The sequence below is a fragment of the Paenibacillus sp. JT31N11 genome (assembly GCF_056269285.1).
The window spans coordinates 1-16,837 of sequence record NZ_JBWDNQ010000002.1 but is presented as its reverse complement, the minus strand read 5'-3'; the positions used below and the strand labels follow the sequence as shown (position 1 = coordinate 16,837).

At 54.6% G+C, this 16,837-nt stretch carries 13 protein-coding genes; 11 read left to right on the top strand and 2 right to left on the bottom strand.

The window, feature by feature from the left end:
• The 7 genes from AC0YNV_RS08010 (at window position 1) to AC0YNV_RS07980 (ending at window position 10,774) form a co-directional block, all read left to right on the top strand.
• Window positions 1-663, top strand: coding sequence for an urea amidolyase associated protein UAAP2 (locus tag AC0YNV_RS08010; RefSeq protein WP_475767385.1), 663 nt, complete (start codon window positions 1-3; stop codon window positions 661-663).
• A 28-nt stretch (window positions 664-691) separates the two neighbouring features.
• Entirely contained in the window at window positions 692-4,336 is a 3,645-nt protein-coding gene (gene uca, locus AC0YNV_RS08005) for an urea carboxylase (protein ID WP_475767383.1), read from the top strand.
• Window positions 4,333-6,123, top strand: coding sequence for an allophanate hydrolase (atzF, locus tag AC0YNV_RS08000; RefSeq protein ID WP_475767381.1), 1,791 nt, complete (start codon window positions 4,333-4,335; stop codon window positions 6,121-6,123). Before uca ends, atzF begins: the two co-directional genes overlap by 4 nt.
• A gap of 357 nt (window positions 6,124-6,480) precedes the next feature.
• Window positions 6,481-6,807, top strand: a complete 327-nt coding sequence (locus AC0YNV_RS07995) for a YnfA family protein (RefSeq protein WP_475768388.1) — start codon at window positions 6,481-6,483, stop codon at window positions 6,805-6,807.
• A 172-nt stretch (window positions 6,808-6,979) separates the two neighbouring features.
• Entirely contained in the window at window positions 6,980-7,669 is a 690-nt protein-coding gene (locus tag AC0YNV_RS07990; RefSeq protein WP_475768387.1) for a futalosine hydrolase, read from the top strand.
• Window positions 7,666-8,505, top strand: coding sequence for a 1,4-dihydroxy-6-naphthoate synthase (locus tag AC0YNV_RS07985; RefSeq protein ID WP_475767379.1), 840 nt, complete (start codon window positions 7,666-7,668; stop codon window positions 8,503-8,505). The genes AC0YNV_RS07990 and AC0YNV_RS07985 overlap by 4 nt, the downstream gene beginning before the upstream one ends.
• Window positions 8,506-8,731: 226 nt before the next feature.
• Window positions 8,732-10,774: a penicillin-binding transpeptidase domain-containing protein gene (locus tag AC0YNV_RS07980; protein ID WP_475767377.1), complete on the top strand. Its 2,043-nt coding sequence runs from the start codon at window positions 8,732-8,734 to the stop codon at window positions 10,772-10,774.
• Between the two features lie 33 nt (window positions 10,775-10,807).
• Here AC0YNV_RS07980 and AC0YNV_RS07975 read toward each other — a convergent pair whose 3' ends face one another.
• A complete protein-coding gene (locus tag AC0YNV_RS07975) occupies window positions 10,808-11,527 on the bottom strand; it encodes an FHA domain-containing protein (protein ID WP_210039820.1) in 720 nt (239 codons plus the stop codon).
• A gap of 162 nt (window positions 11,528-11,689) precedes the next feature.
• Between AC0YNV_RS07975 and AC0YNV_RS07970 the strand changes: the two genes are divergently transcribed.
• Window positions 11,690-12,097 (top strand): Rrf2 family transcriptional regulator, encoded by a 408-nt coding sequence (locus tag AC0YNV_RS07970; RefSeq protein WP_210039821.1) that lies wholly within the window; start codon window positions 11,690-11,692, stop codon window positions 12,095-12,097.
• 201 nt (window positions 12,098-12,298) lie between these two features.
• A complete protein-coding gene (locus AC0YNV_RS07965) occupies window positions 12,299-13,498 on the top strand; it encodes a hypothetical protein (protein WP_475767375.1) in 1,200 nt (399 codons plus the stop codon).
• 185 nt (window positions 13,499-13,683) lie between these two features.
• Here the strand turns inward: AC0YNV_RS07965 and AC0YNV_RS07960 are convergent, their stop codons facing one another.
• Window positions 13,684-14,676 (bottom strand): GntR family transcriptional regulator, encoded by a 993-nt coding sequence (locus AC0YNV_RS07960; RefSeq protein ID WP_475767373.1) that lies wholly within the window; start codon window positions 14,674-14,676, stop codon window positions 13,684-13,686.
• Window positions 14,677-14,900: 224 nt separating this feature from the next.
• Here AC0YNV_RS07960 and AC0YNV_RS07955 point away from each other — a divergent pair, with 224 nt between their 5' ends.
• Both AC0YNV_RS07955 and AC0YNV_RS07950 read left to right on the top strand, forming a co-directional pair.
• Window positions 14,901-15,896 (top strand): type I glyceraldehyde-3-phosphate dehydrogenase, encoded by a 996-nt coding sequence (locus AC0YNV_RS07955; protein ID WP_475767371.1) that lies wholly within the window; start codon window positions 14,901-14,903, stop codon window positions 15,894-15,896.
• A gap of 293 nt (window positions 15,897-16,189) precedes the next feature.
• The gene (locus AC0YNV_RS07950) at window positions 16,190-16,423 is read left to right on the top strand and encodes a hypothetical protein (RefSeq protein ID WP_475767369.1); all 234 of its coding nucleotides are present in this window, start codon (window positions 16,190-16,192) and stop codon (window positions 16,421-16,423) included.
• Window positions 16,424-16,837 lie beyond the last annotated feature (414 nt).

The following is a 16,837-nucleotide window of genomic DNA, read 5'->3' as shown; positions in this document are numbered from 1 at the left end:
ATGACTGGTTTTAACCGCGCAGAAAGCACGCTTCTTGCTGAAGATGCCATTTATAGTCAAATTATACCCGCAGGTGAGGGCTGGATGCATGAGCTGCTCCCTGGACAGGTGCTGCGGATTGTCGATCTGGAGGGCAACCAGGCTGCAGATACGCTGTTCTATGATGCAGATAACCCGGAGGACCACTACAGCGCTGTCGCTACTATAGCAGGACAAGGCAACATCTATCTCACAACGGGATCTATCCTGCGTTCCGAGTCCGGCAAGGAGCTGCTGTCCATCGTTGCGGACACCTGCGGGCGGCACGATACGCTGGGCGGGTCCTGCTCGGCGCAGAGCAATACTGTCCGTTACGCCCACGACAAGCTGCCGATGCACAACTGCCGCGACACGTTTATGCTGCAGCTTTCCCGGCATGGCGGAGCTTCCTACTTGAAGAGGGACCTTGCCCCCAACATCAATTTCTTCATGAACGTGCCGGTAACGCCTGACGGGGGGCTGGAATTCGCCGATGGGGTCTCGGCGCCCGGCTGTTATGTGGAACTGATATCGCTGTGCCGAACAATGGCGCTCATCAGCAACTGTCCACAGTTGAATAATCCCTGCAATGCCTATAATCCGACGCCGATTCAGCTGTTGATCTGGGACAGCGGATTACAGTAAACAGAGATGACATTGAGGAGTGGACAGTATGTTCAAGAAAATTTTAATCGCCAACCGGGGAGCCATCGCAGTCCGGATTGAACGAACGCTGCGCAAGATGGGAATTAGCTCCGTTGCTGTATATACGCAAGCCGATCAGGACAGCCTGCATGTCGAATTAGCGGATGAAGCGGTTTGTATTGGAAGCGGGCCAGCCAAAGAGAGCTATCTGAATGCAGAGCTTATTCTCCAAAGCGCTATCGAAACCGGCGCAGAGGCGATTCATCCCGGCTACGGTTTCCTCAGTGAGAACGCTGAATTCGCCCGCGCCTGCCGCGAGCGAGGGATCATATTTATCGGCCCTACGCCCGAACAGATGGAGATGTTCGGACTGAAGCATTCCGCCCGGGAGCTGGCAGAGCGCTCCGAGGTTCCTCTGCTGCCGGGAACCCCGCTGATCCAGGAGCTTGAGGAAGCGGTCCGGGAAGCGTCCCGCATCGGGTATCCCGTTATTTTGAAAAGCACAGCGGGCGGGGGCGGCATCGGGATGCGCGTTTGTGCGGATGAGAACGCGCTGCGCTCCGCTTATGACGGCGTGCGCCATCTGGCCGAGACGAATTTCAAGAACGGCGGTATTTTTCTGGAGAAATATATAGCCCGGGCCCGTCACGTGGAGGTGCAAATCTTCGGCAACCGCTTTGGCGAGGTGGCAGCGCTCGGTGAGCGCGACTGCTCTATCCAGCGCAGAAATCAGAAGGTCATCGAGGAAAGCCCCGCACCTCATCTGCCGGAGCATGTGCGTGAGGAAATGTTCGCTTCGGCGAAGCGTCTGGCGGCCGAGACCGGATACCGCAGCGCAGGTACCGTGGAATATCTTTATGACCCGGAATCCTTTGCCTTCTATTTTTTGGAGGTGAATACCCGTCTGCAGGTCGAGCACGGCGTTACCGAGGAGGTGTTGGGCATCGATCTGGTGGAATGGATGGTCCGGGAAGCGGCGGATGAGCTGAAGGAAATCCATTTGCTGGTCCGGGGGCCGGTGGGACACAGCATTCAGGCGCGTATTTACGCCGAGGATTGCTTGCAGGATTTTCGTCCGAGCGCCGGCAAGCTGGATAAGGCCGTGTTCACGGAGAATGCCCGCATCGAAACCTGGCTCCGGGACGGTATGACGGTTACGACCCTTTATGATCCCATGCTCGCCAAGATCATCGTTACTGGCAGAGACAGGGAGGAAGCGATTGACAACCTGATCCGTGCGCTGGATGAGACCCGGATCTACGGCATAACGACTAATTTGTTTTATGTACAGGAGCTGCTGAAAGAAGAGGAAGTGCGGGATGGCCATGTATATACCCAATTGTTAAATGCCTTCCAGCCGTCCGAGCGCGCGGTTGAGGTTCTGGATGGCGGCATACAGACGACCGTTCAGGACTGGCCGGGCAGGGTCGGGCACTGGGATGTGGGCGTGCCGCCATGCGGCCCTATGGACCCGCTGGCTTTCCGGACCGGCAACAAGCTGCTTGGCAATCCGGACGACGCATCCGGCCTTGAGCTGACGCTGCGCGGAGGATCGTACCGTTTCCGCGGCGGCATGTGGTTTTGTGTGACCGGCGCCGACATGAATGCGCATCTTGATGAAGAGCCTCTTCCTTTGTACCAACCGGTATATGCCGAGCGGGGCCAGGTGCTCAGCTTCAGTGAAGCAGCCGTTGGCATGCGCGGATACTTGCTTGTCTCAGGCGGCTTCGATATGCCCCGCATCCTTGGCAGCTCTTCCACCTTCACGCTTGGCGGTTTCGGCGGTCATGGCGGCAGGGCGCTGCGCACCGGCGATGTGCTGGCAGTCAGGCAGGCAGCGGATGCCCCTGTCAACCGGGTTGAGCTGGCAGAGAGCCGCCGCCCGCAAATGACACGGGAATGGACGATCGGGGTTATTCCCGGGCCGCATTGTACGGAGGAGTATTTGCAGCCCGATTATTTGCAGGAGCTTGCCGCTACAAGCTACGAGGTGCATTTCAACAGCTCGAGGACCGGCGTCCGTCTGAGCGGACCTGCGCCATTGTGGGCAAGGGAGGACGGCGGTGAAGCAGGGCTGCATCCATCCAATATTCATGATAATGCCTATGCCGTCGGAACTCTGGATTTGACCGGGGATATGCCGATTCTCTTGGGGCCGGACGGTCCCAGTCTTGGGGGCTTCGTCTGCCCGGTGACGACGGCCTCGGCCGAGTTCTGGAAGATTGGCCAGCTTCATCCGGGCGACCGGGTCCGCTTCCGGCTGCTTACGCTGGAGCAGGCTGATGAGCTGCGGAGGCTGCAGGACCGGAATCTCGGGTTTATCGGCAGCGGCAGCCGGGAGAAGCTTGTCCCGGCAGAGCTTCCGCTCCAGGTTGATGGGCTGTCTGCGGACTATCCGCTGCTGGTGCAGGAGAAGGGGAACCGCCGCTTTCCGATCACGATCCGCTGCAGCGGCGATGAGAATGTGCTGGTGGAGTACGGCAGCATGGAGCTTGATCTGCTTCTGAGGTTTCAGGCGCATGCCCTGATGCAGGCGATCCAGGAACGGGATGACATTCCGGTGCTGGATCTGACGCCGGGCATCCGCTCTTTGCAGGTTCATATCGATTCCAAGCGGATAACGGTGCAGGAAGCCTGCCGGATCATTCTGGAGCTGGACAGCCAGCTGCCGCCGCTTGCTTCCATTCGCGTTCCTTCGCGGATCGTCAGACTCCCGCTTTCCTGGGATGATCCGGCGACCCAGCTGGCCATTGAACGCTACCAGCAGAATGTCAGGCCGGACGCTCCCTGGTGTCCAAGCAACCTGGAATTTATCAGGCGTGTGAATGGTCTTGCATCCATCGATGAAGTGAAGAGAGTCGTCTTCGACGCGAACTATCTGGTGCTGGGTCTGGGTGATGTTTATCTGGGCGCGCCTGTGGCGACGCCTGTGGACCCCCGGCACCGTCTGGTTACGACCAAATATAATCCGGCCCGCACATGGACGCCGGAGAACGCGGTTGGTATCGGCGGAGCTTATATGTGCGTCTACGGTATGGAAGGGCCTGGCGGCTATCAATTCGTCGGCCGCACGATCCAGATGTGGAATTTGAACCGGCAGAACGCGAGCTTTCAGCCCGGAAAGCCCTGGCTGCTGCGATTTTTTGATCAGATCCAGTTCTATCCGGTAGAGGCGGAGGAGCTGCTTCAACTGCGGGAGGATTTCTCCCGCGGCAGGTTCGAAGCCGATATCACGGAGACGACCTTTGATCTGAACGAATATTTGCAATTTCTGGATTCCATCAGCGAGAGCACGGATACTTTCCGCAAGCAGCAGCAGACGGCTTTTCATGCGGAACGGGAAAGCTGGAGAGAGCTTGGGCTCTCCGAATATATCTCGGAGCATGAGTCGTCAGCGAAGAATGCGCCGGAGGACGAACTTCCGCCGGGCACTACGGCTGTTCGCTGTTCCATGCCTGGCAGCGTGTGGAAGGTGCTTGTCACTCCCGGTCAGGCAGTCCGGAAAGGCGATGTGCTGATCATCGAAGAAAGCATGAAGATGGAATTCTCCCAGCTGGCGCCATGCGACGGCATTGTCGCTGCCGTATTGGTGAAGCCGGGCGATGAAGTGTTTACAGGACAGCTGATTGTAGGGATTACCAATGAAAGCGAAAGCGTGGTGACCGCAATATGAAACCCTTCCAGCTTCCCCGGGAGCTCACGATAAGCGGGCTGCGGCGGATGTATGCCAGCAAGGAAGCGACGCCGAGGCAGGTAATCGCAGAAATTTTAAAGCGTGCAGACAGGGACAAAGAAATGAATATCTGGATCACTCCTCCGGCGATTGAGCATATAGAGCCTTATCTGGCGAAATTGGATTCGCTTGATCCGGCCAGCTCGCCGCTGTGGGGCATCCCTTTTGCCATCAAGGATAATATTGACCTGGCCGGCATACCGACTACGGCAGGATGCGCGGAATATGCCTATACGCCGGATGACAGCGCGGAGGTCGTTGCGCGGCTCACCGCTGCGGGCGCCATTCCGCTGGGCAAAACGAATCTGGACCAGTTCGCGACGGGGCTCGTCGGAACCAGAAGCCCATACGGCGAAACCCGTAATTCCCTGCGGGAAGAGCTGATCAGCGGCGGCTCCAGCTCAGGTTCCGCCGTGGCTGTTGCCTGCGGGCAAGCGGCATTCGCCCTCGGTACCGATACCGCAGGCTCTGGGCGGGTGCCGGCAGCGCTCAACCGCCTGGTCGGCTTCAAACCGAGCCTCGGCGCCTGGCCGACCAAAGGTCTTGTACCCGCCTGCGCAAGCCTGGATTGCATCACGGTGTTCACGCATAGTCTGGCCGACGCATTATCCGTAGATTCCATTGCGCGCGGCGTGGATCTCACAGACCCGTGGTCCAGAAGCGTGCCTCATCCCAAGGCCCGCCAGCCTGCCCTTATTTACCTGCCGCGCGGGCCGCTCGAATTCTTTGGACCTTATGCGGAGGACTACAGGCAGGCCTGGGAAGCTTCCGTCATGACATTGGAGAAGCTTAAGATTCCTGTTGAATATATAGACACGCACTTGTTCAAGGAAGCTGCCGAAATCCTGTATGGCGGTCCCTTGGTGGCGGAGCGCTGGGCAAGCCTGGGCGGGTTCGTCGAAGAATATCCGGACGCCATATTTCCGGTAACCGCTCAGGTACTGCGTACCGGAGCAGCAACCCGCTACACGGCGGCATCCGTATTCCAGGCTATGCACAAGCTGCAGCGCCTGAAGCTTGCAGCCGGCGGGCTGCTGAAGGACGCCGTTCTCGTAATGCCGACATGCGGCGGAACCTGGACGCGCGATCAGGTCAGAGAAAATCCCGTCAGCACCAACAGCGATATGGGACGTTATACGAATCACTGCAATCTGCTGGATTTGTCGGCAGTGGCAGTTCCTTCATGTGACGCGGCCGCCGGGCTTCCCTTCGGCATTACGTTGTTTGGCCTCTCGGGGGAAGAGGGGATGATTTGCGAAGCTGCGGAGTGGTTCGTTGAGGCGGCCGCCGGCAATGCTGCAGTTGATCATTCCGCAGCTCCGGAAGCTGCCGCTGCCATGGAGGAAGCAGCCACGCTGGTGGCGGTTTGCGGCCTGCATATGCGGGGGTTTCCGCTGGAGAAGCAGATGCGCGCATGCGGTGCGCGATTCGTGCGCGAGACGGCAAGCGCAGCGAAATATAAGCTGGTCAAGCTGCCGACAGCTCCTGCCAAACCGGGCATGATCAAAGTGAATGACGGCGGTTCCGCCGTTCTGCTGGAGGTGTGGGAGATGCCGCTTGCCGCATTCGGCTCCTTCGCGGCGTCCATTCCCGCACCCCTTGGGATCGGCAAGGTCGAACTGGAGGACGGGACGGAGGTTCCCGGCTTTGTCTGCGAAGGGTATGCCTTGTCCGGCGCGGAAGACATCACGGCTTCCGGCGGATGGCGCAATCATATGATGAAGTAATGGCTGATCTCTTCATGAAATACAGCAAGCTGAGGCCGGTGTTCCTCTCTAAGGAGAGGAAGGCCGGCTTTTCTGCGCTTCTGCACTCCTGCTGACGATTCTCTTGCAGCTTGCTCCGGCCTCGTGAAGAACAGCTTGTCAAACGAGGATGCGCGCATTAGGATTGTTGGTAGGTTAGTCGTTTATGAAGATGCATGCGTGGGGACAGAAGAAACCTCATTTGTAATCGGTTGATAAGTGTTTTTTCTACTTTATAGAAAATATAAGTCTCACGCCTATATATTTCTATAAAGTATGAGGGAAGAAACTTACTCGCCAAGCCGTTTCTTCTTAATATAAGCTAAAGAAAGGGACGCGATCGGCATGGCAATCGGTTTATTCGTTCTGGCTGGTCTGGCCGAAATCGGAGGCGGGTACCTCGTATGGCTGTGGCTGCGTGAATCCAGGCCTCTATGGTTTGGCATTGTCGGGGGATTGATTCTCCTCGTATACGGCATTATCCCGACATTGCAGCAGTTCCCCAGCTTTGGCCGCGTATATGCCGCATATGGCGGCGTATTTATGGTGCTGGCGGTGCTTTGGGGATGGGCAGTCGATAAGAAAACGCCCGATCTGTATGATTGGGTCGGAGCGCTTATTTGCCTCGTTGGGGTTTCGGTCATTTTATGGGCGCCGCGGAGCTGACACAGGATTTTCACGCCTGCTGTTGGGTGATCCTATCGCGCCTGACGGCATGGCAATCGGCTGATCTGCGGCAACGCTGCATGGGATTGACAGCGTCTTTTATTGGTATAGGCTTCGGAAATCGTGTAAAATTCCTAATGGAGGGATTTAGACGATGACAGAGAAACCGGTTATGGAAAATAGTCAGAAACCGCCCGCACAGACAAGCCAAGGCTTGCGCGTGCTTATTGTAACGTCTGTGAACGCGGAGAGAGATGCCGTACTGCGGGGACTCGGCGGTACAGGAGCAGAACGGTTCGAAGTTCTTGTTGGCGGAGTCGGCGTGGCCGCTGCGGCAGCCAGCACGGCAGGCGCCCTGGCATTATCCCGTTATGATTTGATTATTTGCGCAGGCATTGCCGGAGGCTTCAAGGATAAGGCGGAGATCGGCACGATTGTCATGGCCAGCGAGATTATCGCAGCCGACCTGGGGGCCGAGACGCCGGATGGCTTCCTCAGCGTGGACGAGCTTGGCTTCGGCAGCTCGCGGTTTCAGGTGAATTCCGGCCATTTGGCTGCCTTGACGGAAGCAATCCGCACGGCGGGTGTCAGCGTTCAGACCGGTCCGGTGCTGACCTTATCCACCGTTACCGGGACAGCGGAGACAGCCGCTTTGCTGGCCGAGCGTGTACCCGGTGCCGCAGCTGAGGCCATGGAAGGCTATGGCATTGCAGCTGCCGCATATCAGCGGGGCGTGCCGGTGCTGGAAATCCGGGCGATCTCCAATATTGTCGGTCCCCGCGACCGTGACGCCTGGCGGATCGGGGACGCGCTCAAAGCGCTGGAAGCTGCAAGCTCAATTTTAACGGAGGTGTTACAATGAATATTGCTTTTTCACCATGTCCCAATGATACCTTTGTTTTTCATGCATGGGAGCACGGCCTCCTGCCGGATGCGCCTGAGTTGAATGTAACCTATGCGGATATTGACATAACCAATAATCTTGCTGCCAAGGTCAGCGGGCCCGAGGTCATGAAGGTATCCTATGCAGCTCTGCCGTGGCTGCTGTCCGACTATGCGCTGCTGCCCTGCGGAGGAGCGCTCGGCAGAGGCTGCGGGCCGCTGGTTCTTACCGCTGGCGGTGATGGCAGCGCGAGTGATCCGGCATCGCTGAGCGGCAAGCGCGTAGCTGTGCCCAGCGAGCGATCAACGGCCTATCTCCTGTTCCGCCTATGGGCAGCCCAGAAAATTCCTGGAGGCGTCGGCGAGATTGTCGTCATGCCTTTCCATGAAATTATGCCTGCTGTGCGGGATGGCTTGATCGATGCCGGTCTGGTCATACACGAAGCCCGCTTTACTTATCCCTCCTATGGCCTCACTCTGCAAACCGATCTTGGCAGCTGGTGGGAAGCGGATACGGGGCTGCCGATCCCGCTCGGCGCTATCATTGCCCGGCGTTCCATGGATCTGAATGCCATCGCCGGCTGGATTCGCGCCTCTGTCGAATATGCCTGGGCGCATCCCGATGCTTCGCAGGATTATGTGCTCGAGCATGCGCAGGAGATGTCGCCCGAGGTTGCCCAGGCGCATATCGACTTGTATGTGAATGAATTTACGGCCAATCTTGGCGAGGATGGATATGCGGCCGTTACGGCTTTGCTCGGCAGAGCGGCAAAGGAAGGACTGGTTCCGGAAATCGATCCGGCGCTGCTGCGCTAGCAGAGGAAGCCATTGTTTCAACATATAATAAAGGTTGAAAATGGCTATACTTTGCAACTATTTCATGAGGAAAACAGGCGGATTCATCGTCTGTTTTTTGTTTTTTCTGCATTTGTCTGCCATTATCATGAAATTATGATGCTTTCTCTATTGTACGGATTTCCCGCAGCAGGCTATGATTAGAGAGGATGGGTTATTTAGACATAATAGAGAGAGGGAGAGAAGCTTGAAAAAAGGGTTGCTTTATTTGACAGGTGCGCTGGTTGTACTCTTCGTGCTTCTCACGGGCTGCGACAAGGAAGAAGCGGAGAAGCCTTCGGATGTGTTTCAGGCTTACTTGACGGACTGGCAGCAGCAGAATTTTGCAGGCATGTATACGAAATTGACGCCGGCAGCCAAAACCGCCATCACAGAGACGGATTTCGCCGAGCGCTACAGCAAGATATATGAGGGCATTTCAGCCAGTCAGCTGACGGTTACGGGCGCGGTTCCTCCTGAGGAGGACAAACCAGGCGAAGAAGTTACGGAGATCAGCTACACGTATAATGTCAAAATGGAAACGGCGGCAGGTCCCGTGACATTCAGCCATGCTGCAAAGCTGCTCAAGTCCGTCATCGATAAAGAAACGAAGTGGCTCGTCGCGTGGGAACCGTCGCTTATTTTTCCGCAAATGGAGGAGGGCGATAAAGTTCGTATGCTGACCTCGGAAGGTCAGCGCGGAGAGATTTATGACAGGTCCGAGAATGGACTGGCTGTCAATGCCGAGCTTCCGCAAATCGGCATCGTACCCGGGAAATTAGGCGACAACCCCGAAGGGGCCAAAGCCAGGCTGGCTGAGAAGCTTGATATTACGGTGGACGATATAAACAAGAAGCTCAGCGCAGCATGGGTCAAGGATAATCTTTTCGTCCCGATTGCCGTTGTTCCGCAAGAATCGCTGCAGCCGTATCTGGACATCCCCGGGGTGGATTATCAGAAGAAGACGGTGCGCGCCTATCCGTATGGAGCCGCCGCCGCCCATCTGACGGGTTATATTGCCGAAATCAGCGCCGAGCAGCTGGAGCAGAATAAGGACCAAGGCTATAAAACGGGCGACCTCATCGGAAAGTCGGGATTGGAGCAAGTGTTCGAGAAGCGGCTTAAGGGGAAGGACGGCAAGCGGATTATTATCGCCGATGAAGCGGGCAAGGAAAAAGCCGTTCTTGCACAGATTGAAGCCGCAGCCGGCGAGACGATCCGCCTGACCATAGACGGAGAGCTGCAGCAGACAGTCTATGATGAGCTCAAATCCGATACGGGCTCCGCAGCGGCGATCGATCCGCAGACCGGAGACGTGCTGGCGCTTGTGAGCAGTCCGTCCTATGATCCCAACGCCTTCCAGCGGGGAATTCTGGGCAAGCAGTACCAGCAGTGGAATGATGATCCGGATAAGCCTTTTCTGAACCGCTTCGCGCAGGGCTACGCGCCAGGTTCGGCCTTTAAAGTCATAACGGCCGCCATTGGTCTGGATACCAAGAAGCTTGATCCGGCGGAGAAGAAGAATATTTCCGGTCTGACCTGGAGCGCCGATCCCTCGTGGGGGAATTATTATGTGAAACGGGTGCATGATGTGAACCCGGTCAATCTTCAGGACGCCCTGGTATATTCGGATAATATTTATTTTGCCCAGACGGCGCTTGGCATCGGCCGGGATGCCTTTATGGAGGAGACGGCCAAATACGGTGTGGGCGAAGCCATCCCGGTTCCCTATCCTTTGAAGAAATCGCAGCTGGCCAACGACGGTATTCAAAATGACATTCAACTGGCGGATACAGGATATGGACAAGGGGAGCTGACGATGACCTCCCTGCAGGTGGCGCTGATGTTCTCCGCTCTCGTCAATGACGGGAATATGATCTACCCGCTATTGTCGGAGGATGACCGGGCAGGCAGCGCCAAATACTGGAAGGAACACGTCATGTCGCCTGAAACGGCAGCGCTTCTGAAGAGCGATCTGGTCAAAGCAGTGAGCACTGCCGGCGGTGCCGGCCACGGCGCCTATATCCCTGGGGCTTCCATCGCGGGCAAGACGGGAACGGCAGAATTGAAGCAGAGCAAAGGCGGAGAGGGCAGCGAGAACGGCTGGTTTGCCGGTTTTAATGCCAATAATCCGAATTTGCTGCTGGCGATGATGATCGAAGATGTGAAGGAACGCGGGGGGAGCGGCTACACGACTCCGAAGGTGAAGCATATTTTCTTAAAAACGCTCCAGCTCCAGGATAACGGGTAGGCCGCGAGGGGGCTGCGATCGATTCGCAGCTCCTTATTTTGTTTGAAGGCGGGGTGGAACGACGGGCGTTTGCTGCGGCGGAACAACATGGAGGATATACCCTTTTCCCCGTATACTTTCAATTGCGAAGGTGTCGTTGCTTTTTTTGCGGATGCGGTAGAGCAGCGAATTCAATTCTTCCGGCGACACTTGCGAAGCCGCATCATCGGTCATGCGCTCGGGCCAGACGCAGCGGATAATCTCGTCCTTGCCGACGAATTGATGCTCTTTGCGGACAAGCAGCTCCAGACAATTATATTCTTTTTCCGAAAAACGATAATCCTGATCATGCAGCCGGATCGTCTGTCTGATGGGATCAAACATGAAATCACTGCGCAGGCTGCGGTTCTCCGAGCTTAGAAGGGTAAAGTCCAGCGTCTCCTCCAGATTTACCGGGGAGAACGTGAGAACGACCATGCCTTTGGCAAAGGAAATATTGTCGGACGGCTCAAGCGGCACAGGCTGAAACGGGATCAGCGAGTTCCCGTTCAAGTCGGTTCCGTGCTTGCTGTCCAGATCCATGATAAAGGTTTGATTATGTTCGGAATAGATTGACGCTTGCTTCCGGGAAACAAAGGCATTCTCGAAAGCCATGTCGGGCTCCCACTGCTCTCCTTTTCTTCCGAGGATCGTCTGAGAGGGATGGCAGGGCAGAATCGTTCCGCATTCATAGGGGTAACCGCGTTCAACAACCAGGCATGAGGGCAAACTCACAGGCAAAACCTCCAGTACAGACCATAGATAACTCTTATTTTATCATGAATTCTCCGAATATTCCTCTTATCCAAAGAATGGAAGGACTGGGACGTTTCATTGACTTGAACAATCAACAAGGTTAATATAAATCCATCAAATCTAGCATTGGAGCCCGGTGATATGAAATATTCCAAAGCAACGAATTATGCACTGCACACTATGCTTCATCTGGTCGCATCTACTGCCGAGAATCCGGTTGGCGTTCAGCAGCTGGCCGAGATTCAGCAGGTATCGCAAACCTATCTTTCCAAAATATTGACCAAACTCGTCAAAGCGGGCATGATTGAATCGGCTTCCGGGGCAGGCGGGGGCTACAAGCTGATCCGGAGGAAAGAGGACATTTCCTTCCTGGACGTGATCCATGCCATAGAAGGAACGGCTTCATTGTTTCATTGCGGATTGGAGCATAACAGCGAAGAGTGCCTGATCCAGGGTGTCATGGTGGAGGCCGAGCAAACGATGGAGCAGGTATTGCGGGAGCGCAAGCTGATTTCGCTTGTCGATAAAGTACAGGTTGTCCGGAAGTAGGCATTGCTGTAATAAGATATGGAAGGGCCACTCCCCAACCCGGGATGGTGGTCTTTTTGCTGTTGCATCCGGATGAATTTAAGTTGAATAAAATGGAAACCGTTTTGCCCATTCCTTCTTTTTTTTTGTCGCGAAACCCTGTAAACTCATAATGGATGGGCAAGCACCCATTGAACCTGACGCTTAAGGACGGGTGTTATAATGTCAAACGGACTGCTGATTTATCAATTTATCTGTTTCGGAATTATTTTCTGGCTAGGCTTATATATGCTCAATCGAATACCGGGTCAGCCGCGCCTGTCTGTCATCGGCGCTGCTCTTGCTGCCTTCGCGGTCTCCTTGAATTCATCTATCTTAATGAGGTTTTCCACGGGCGGAATAACCAAAACTATTCTTTCCGCAATCGATCATATTTCGGCTGTGGTCACTCTCATACTGCTTCTTTTGTCTATTGTTTTTGTGGTTTCGGCTTATCTGGGAAAACAGCTCACAGCCGTAAAGGGCTTGGCCGGACTGCTGCTTCTGCTCTATATATTCGCTGGTGTGTATAATGGGCTCGTTGACGCTGACATGACCAACAGCGGCCTTTGGCTGGGAAATGGATTGGCGCTGCTGCTGCTCGGAGCCGCAGCGGTTTCAATGGAAATCAAGCGGCAGGGCGAGGCCTGGCTGCCTGATTTCTTCCGTTCGCTCGACTATTCCGCCTTCTACGCGCTGCTCTTCTCCGGTATGGTCGTGCTGGCGATTGTATGGGGTACAGGCAGCGACATCACGCTTCTGGGGTTATTATCGGGGGTTATCGCACTGTCGGTAGGGCTTCAGGTGTTCTCGCACCAGCTGCGCACCCTGCTCGATAATGTGGCATATGCGACATTTCCCGCTCTCCGGGAAGAGAGTGCCGAGCTGCGGATGGTGGACCGCGCTGCGCCCCGTGTGGACGAAGAAGCGGTTCCGGAGCAGCTGGACGATGAAGCATTGTTCCGCTTTACCCGCAGCGCCCTGAAAAGCTTCGGCGATCTGGAGCGTCTGGCATCCAATCCTTTGACGCGGCTTAAGCTGATTGATCAGCGGATGCATAGTCAAAGCGGACAGGGCGAGGTCATTGAACGCGCCATAGAATTGAAGGCCGTATTGACCGAATCGATTGAGCAGCTGAAGCCCCGCCAGAATGAGCCGTTCGGCACTACGGATGAGTGGAGGTACTACAATGCCTTATATTTTCCTTACCTTGCGGGACTGAAGCCATATAACCGCAAATTCTCCGAAGAGCTCCTGGACGCCACATCGCTCGAAGCTCTGGAGTGGTTCCGGGCTTACGTACCCGAGCGAACCTTATACAACTGGCAAAATGCAGGCGCCCGCCTCATCGCCTTAAGGTTGAAAGAAAAGATGGCAGGCTAGATTTGCCGGGAATTTATTTGTCCAGCTGATGCATGTAAGGGACAGAGACTCCGGGGAGGCTAAGAACTGTTGAAGCCTTTACCAGGGTGGGACCAAATTGACGCAGCCAGGCTGCGCAGAAAAAGCTTCGCCCTCGAATGGGAGCGAAGCTTTTTCTGCTAATCTTGATATCAAATCTCAGTATGTTAAGGATTAATGCCTGCTGCATGCTTCATATGATCAATCCCAACGAGTTCCCGCAGCAGATTTTCGCTGCTTTGCTCCAGGCGCATGGGAAAGAGCTCGACCTTGTCCGGCGCCATTTTCTTCAATTCCGGAAATACGGCCTCGGAAGCGTAAATTTTGGCCGACCGGTCCAGCGCCTCCGACAGATGTTCACTGTCCAGGAGACCGAATGCTGCAGACTTGATTCCGGTAATGCCGGCATCGTTAACGCGCCGCGCCATCCATTCTCCGCCCTTTTTACCAAGACAGACAAATGATACCTCCATATCCGGCTGCAGCCTGGCAATTTCCAGGAGGACGGAAGGCTCGGCTGTGGCGCCGATCACATGCACTTTCTTATCAAAAGGCGCAAGTACGGCTTTGACCTCCTCCGCCTGGTTAAGGGTTGTAACAATGATATCGGCTTGCCCGGCCTCTCCGATCGCGCTTAATCCCCCGGACAACAAATCCTCCGTGAAAACCATTTGGACTTCGCGGCCGGTAGCTTTCTCGATTTCTCTCCGGTAGAAGGTGTAGGCATGTCCCTTGCATTCCACAAACAGGATCCGCGCAACCGATGGCTGTTCGTTCTGCAGCAGGCTGTAGGCAAGCCCGGCTACGAACAAATCGTGCAGATGGATGCCTTCAGCCTGCGCTTCCTTGATCGCGCGCTCGAGCAGCTGCCGCATCGGCGAGCGCTCCTTTCGCAGCTGCTCCGTTTCCGCACCGCCCAGCACCTGCGTCCCCTTGCCTTTTTGCATGGAGACAAGACCTTCGTCACGCAGCTGGGTATAGACCCAATTGACCGTATTCCGATTAAGACCCAGTGTGGCAGCCAACTGGCTGGCGGCAGGCAGCATATCTCCCGTTTCTATTTGCCCGGTGCCGATCAGCCATTTGAGCTGTTCCTTGATTTGCGTATTCACACTGAACGTCAAGCGGTGATCGACCTGTAGGCATATCTTGTTTCTCATTCTATATAACCCCCAAATACCTAGTTAACTATTTATATTATACATTTATATTTCCTAATTTCCATAATAATTATTGATTTTGTGCGTTGACAAGAAAATAAATTATGCGGTATAACTAGATTGCTGGTTATTTAGCGAGAGAGGGAATTTGAAGGCAAGCTAAACGAATTCCTAGGTTTTAGGGTAGGAGCTGCAAACCATATTGAATACAGGGAGGAAGTAACATGGGTAAAATTGCGGTATTTGGATTTGGCCGGATAGGCAGACAATTATTAAGGGTGGCGCTGCAGGAAGAACTATTTGTTCCGGTATCGGTTTCCGATATCAAGGACGAAGGGACACTCGCAGCGTTATTCGAGGTCGATACCAACTACAAACGTTGGCACGAGTCCGTTTCCGGAAGTGAAGGTCAGCTGGTTATCGGCGGAAGAGAGATCCAGTACATCAACTCGTCCAAGGAAGTGCCGGATTGGAAGGCCTTGGATGTGGATCTTGTTATCGACTGTTCCGGCCGCGCCGTTACCCGTGCTGTTGCCCAGATTCATCTGGACAGGGGGGCCAAGCGGGTGCTCGTAAGCGGGCCAAGCAAAAGTCTTGACGATTGCGATGCCGTTCTGCTTAAGGGCATCAACCTGGATACATTTGACCCGGAAAAACACAAAATCATCAGCATGGCGAGCTGCACGACAAACGCATTGGCGCCTGTTGTCAAAATCATTAAAGAAAATTTCGGCATTAAATATGGACTTTTCTCAACGGTCCATTCCTATACGAACACCCAATCGCTGACAGATCAGCCTATGAAGGACCGCCGGGATTCCTGGGCAGCAGCGGAAAACATCATTCCTTCCTCCTCGGGAGCGGCGAAAGCTCTGAAATTTATCTGGCCCGATCTGCAAATTACAGGCAAGGCCTACCGGGTGCCGACCCGTACCGGAAGCATTGCCGAATTGAATCTTGTGGCGGAGAAGTCCTGTACCGTTGAGCAAATTAACGATATCTTCAGAAGCGCTGCTTCAGAGGGTGCATTGAAGGGAGTCATCGATGTTTTGGAGGGCGAATGGGCTTCTTCCCGAATTGTAGGAGACTCGCATTCCTCCATTATTGATCTTCCGCTGACGCAGGTTCAGGGAGAGATTCTATCCATTGCCACCTGGTACGACAACGAATGGGGCTTTGCCTCGCGGCTGGCTGAAGTCGCTGCCTTTCTGGCCCGCTAACCCAATTCTTCAAAAGATGCCAGAAAGAACCCGTGCCCGCATAGATAGCACTAAAAAAACAGGAATCTACCTCGATCCGGAGGAAGGGTTCCTGTTTTTTTTCTGCGGGTCGGCATATCTGTATAAAAAGCCGATGATTTGATCATCTTTGAAAAAGATTATAGCTTATTCATTTCAATTGACTTATCCCAAGTACAGGATGGAACCGCTGAAAAAGCGAATATAAAGATTATATATTTGGAAAAAGAAATGACGTTTATCCGGATACTAAAATGGAACCTGGAGGAATTAATATGAACAAATGGTTCACTCTTATCCCGATGCTATTACTGATTTCTGCATGCAAGAACAATCAGGATATGCCAGTTCTGAATGACGTTACGACAACCATTCAGGAGGAAACATCAATAGCTGAAAATGCGGGCAAAGAAAAGCTTTTCGAGTTAAAGCCATACAACGGGGAGGAGAAAATTATGACCGGTTGGGGCGGTCAAGAATTTACGGCAGTATACAGCGAGCCGCAGTAATTCAAAAGGGATGAGAAAGCCACCTTCGAACATTGTTTGTAACTCCTAAATTATTAGGGGACGAAGCCCACCAGGCGACTTGGGAGCGTTGCATGCTCCGCATGGAAGTGTGTCCCGAGAGGGACGAAAACGATCCATGCAGGGAAGCTGCTCCTGAACATCACAGTACCTCCTACGTTAGTAAGGGACGAAGTCCACCAGGCGGCTTGGGAGCTCCGCATGGAAGTGTGTCCCGAAAGGGACGAAAACGATCCATGCAGGGAGCATCAACCAAGCGTTTCTCTGCAACGCCAACGTTATTCAAATTCCGGGTGTCCAGAGGGCCGGCGGCCCTTTGGGGTCCCTCCTATGGAGGGATTGAGGGAGGAGCTATACGCAGTCCACCAGGCGGCTTGGGAGCTCCGCATGGAAGTG

Coding starts and splice junctions, on each gene's coding strand:
- AC0YNV_RS08010 (WP_475767385.1), top strand. CDS start 1: ATGACTGGTTTTAACCGCGCAGAAAGCACGCTTCTTGCTGAAGATGCC.
- uca (WP_475767383.1), top strand. CDS start 692: ATGTTCAAGAAAATTTTAATCGCCAACCGGGGAGCCATCGCAGTCCGG.
- atzF (WP_475767381.1), top strand. CDS start 4,333: ATGAAACCCTTCCAGCTTCCCCGGGAGCTCACGATAAGCGGGCTGCGG.
- AC0YNV_RS07990 (WP_475768387.1), top strand. CDS start 6,980: ATGGAAAATAGTCAGAAACCGCCCGCACAGACAAGCCAAGGCTTGCGC.
- AC0YNV_RS07985 (WP_475767379.1), top strand. CDS start 7,666: ATGAATATTGCTTTTTCACCATGTCCCAATGATACCTTTGTTTTTCAT.
- AC0YNV_RS07970 (WP_210039821.1), top strand. CDS start 11,690: ATGAAATATTCCAAAGCAACGAATTATGCACTGCACACTATGCTTCAT.
- AC0YNV_RS07965 (WP_475767375.1), top strand. CDS start 12,299: ATGTCAAACGGACTGCTGATTTATCAATTTATCTGTTTCGGAATTATT.
- AC0YNV_RS07960 (WP_475767373.1), bottom strand. CDS start 14,676: ATGAGAAACAAGATATGCCTACAGGTCGATCACCGCTTGACGTTCAGT.
- AC0YNV_RS07955 (WP_475767371.1), top strand. CDS start 14,901: ATGGGTAAAATTGCGGTATTTGGATTTGGCCGGATAGGCAGACAATTA.
- AC0YNV_RS07950 (WP_475767369.1), top strand. CDS start 16,190: ATGAACAAATGGTTCACTCTTATCCCGATGCTATTACTGATTTCTGCA.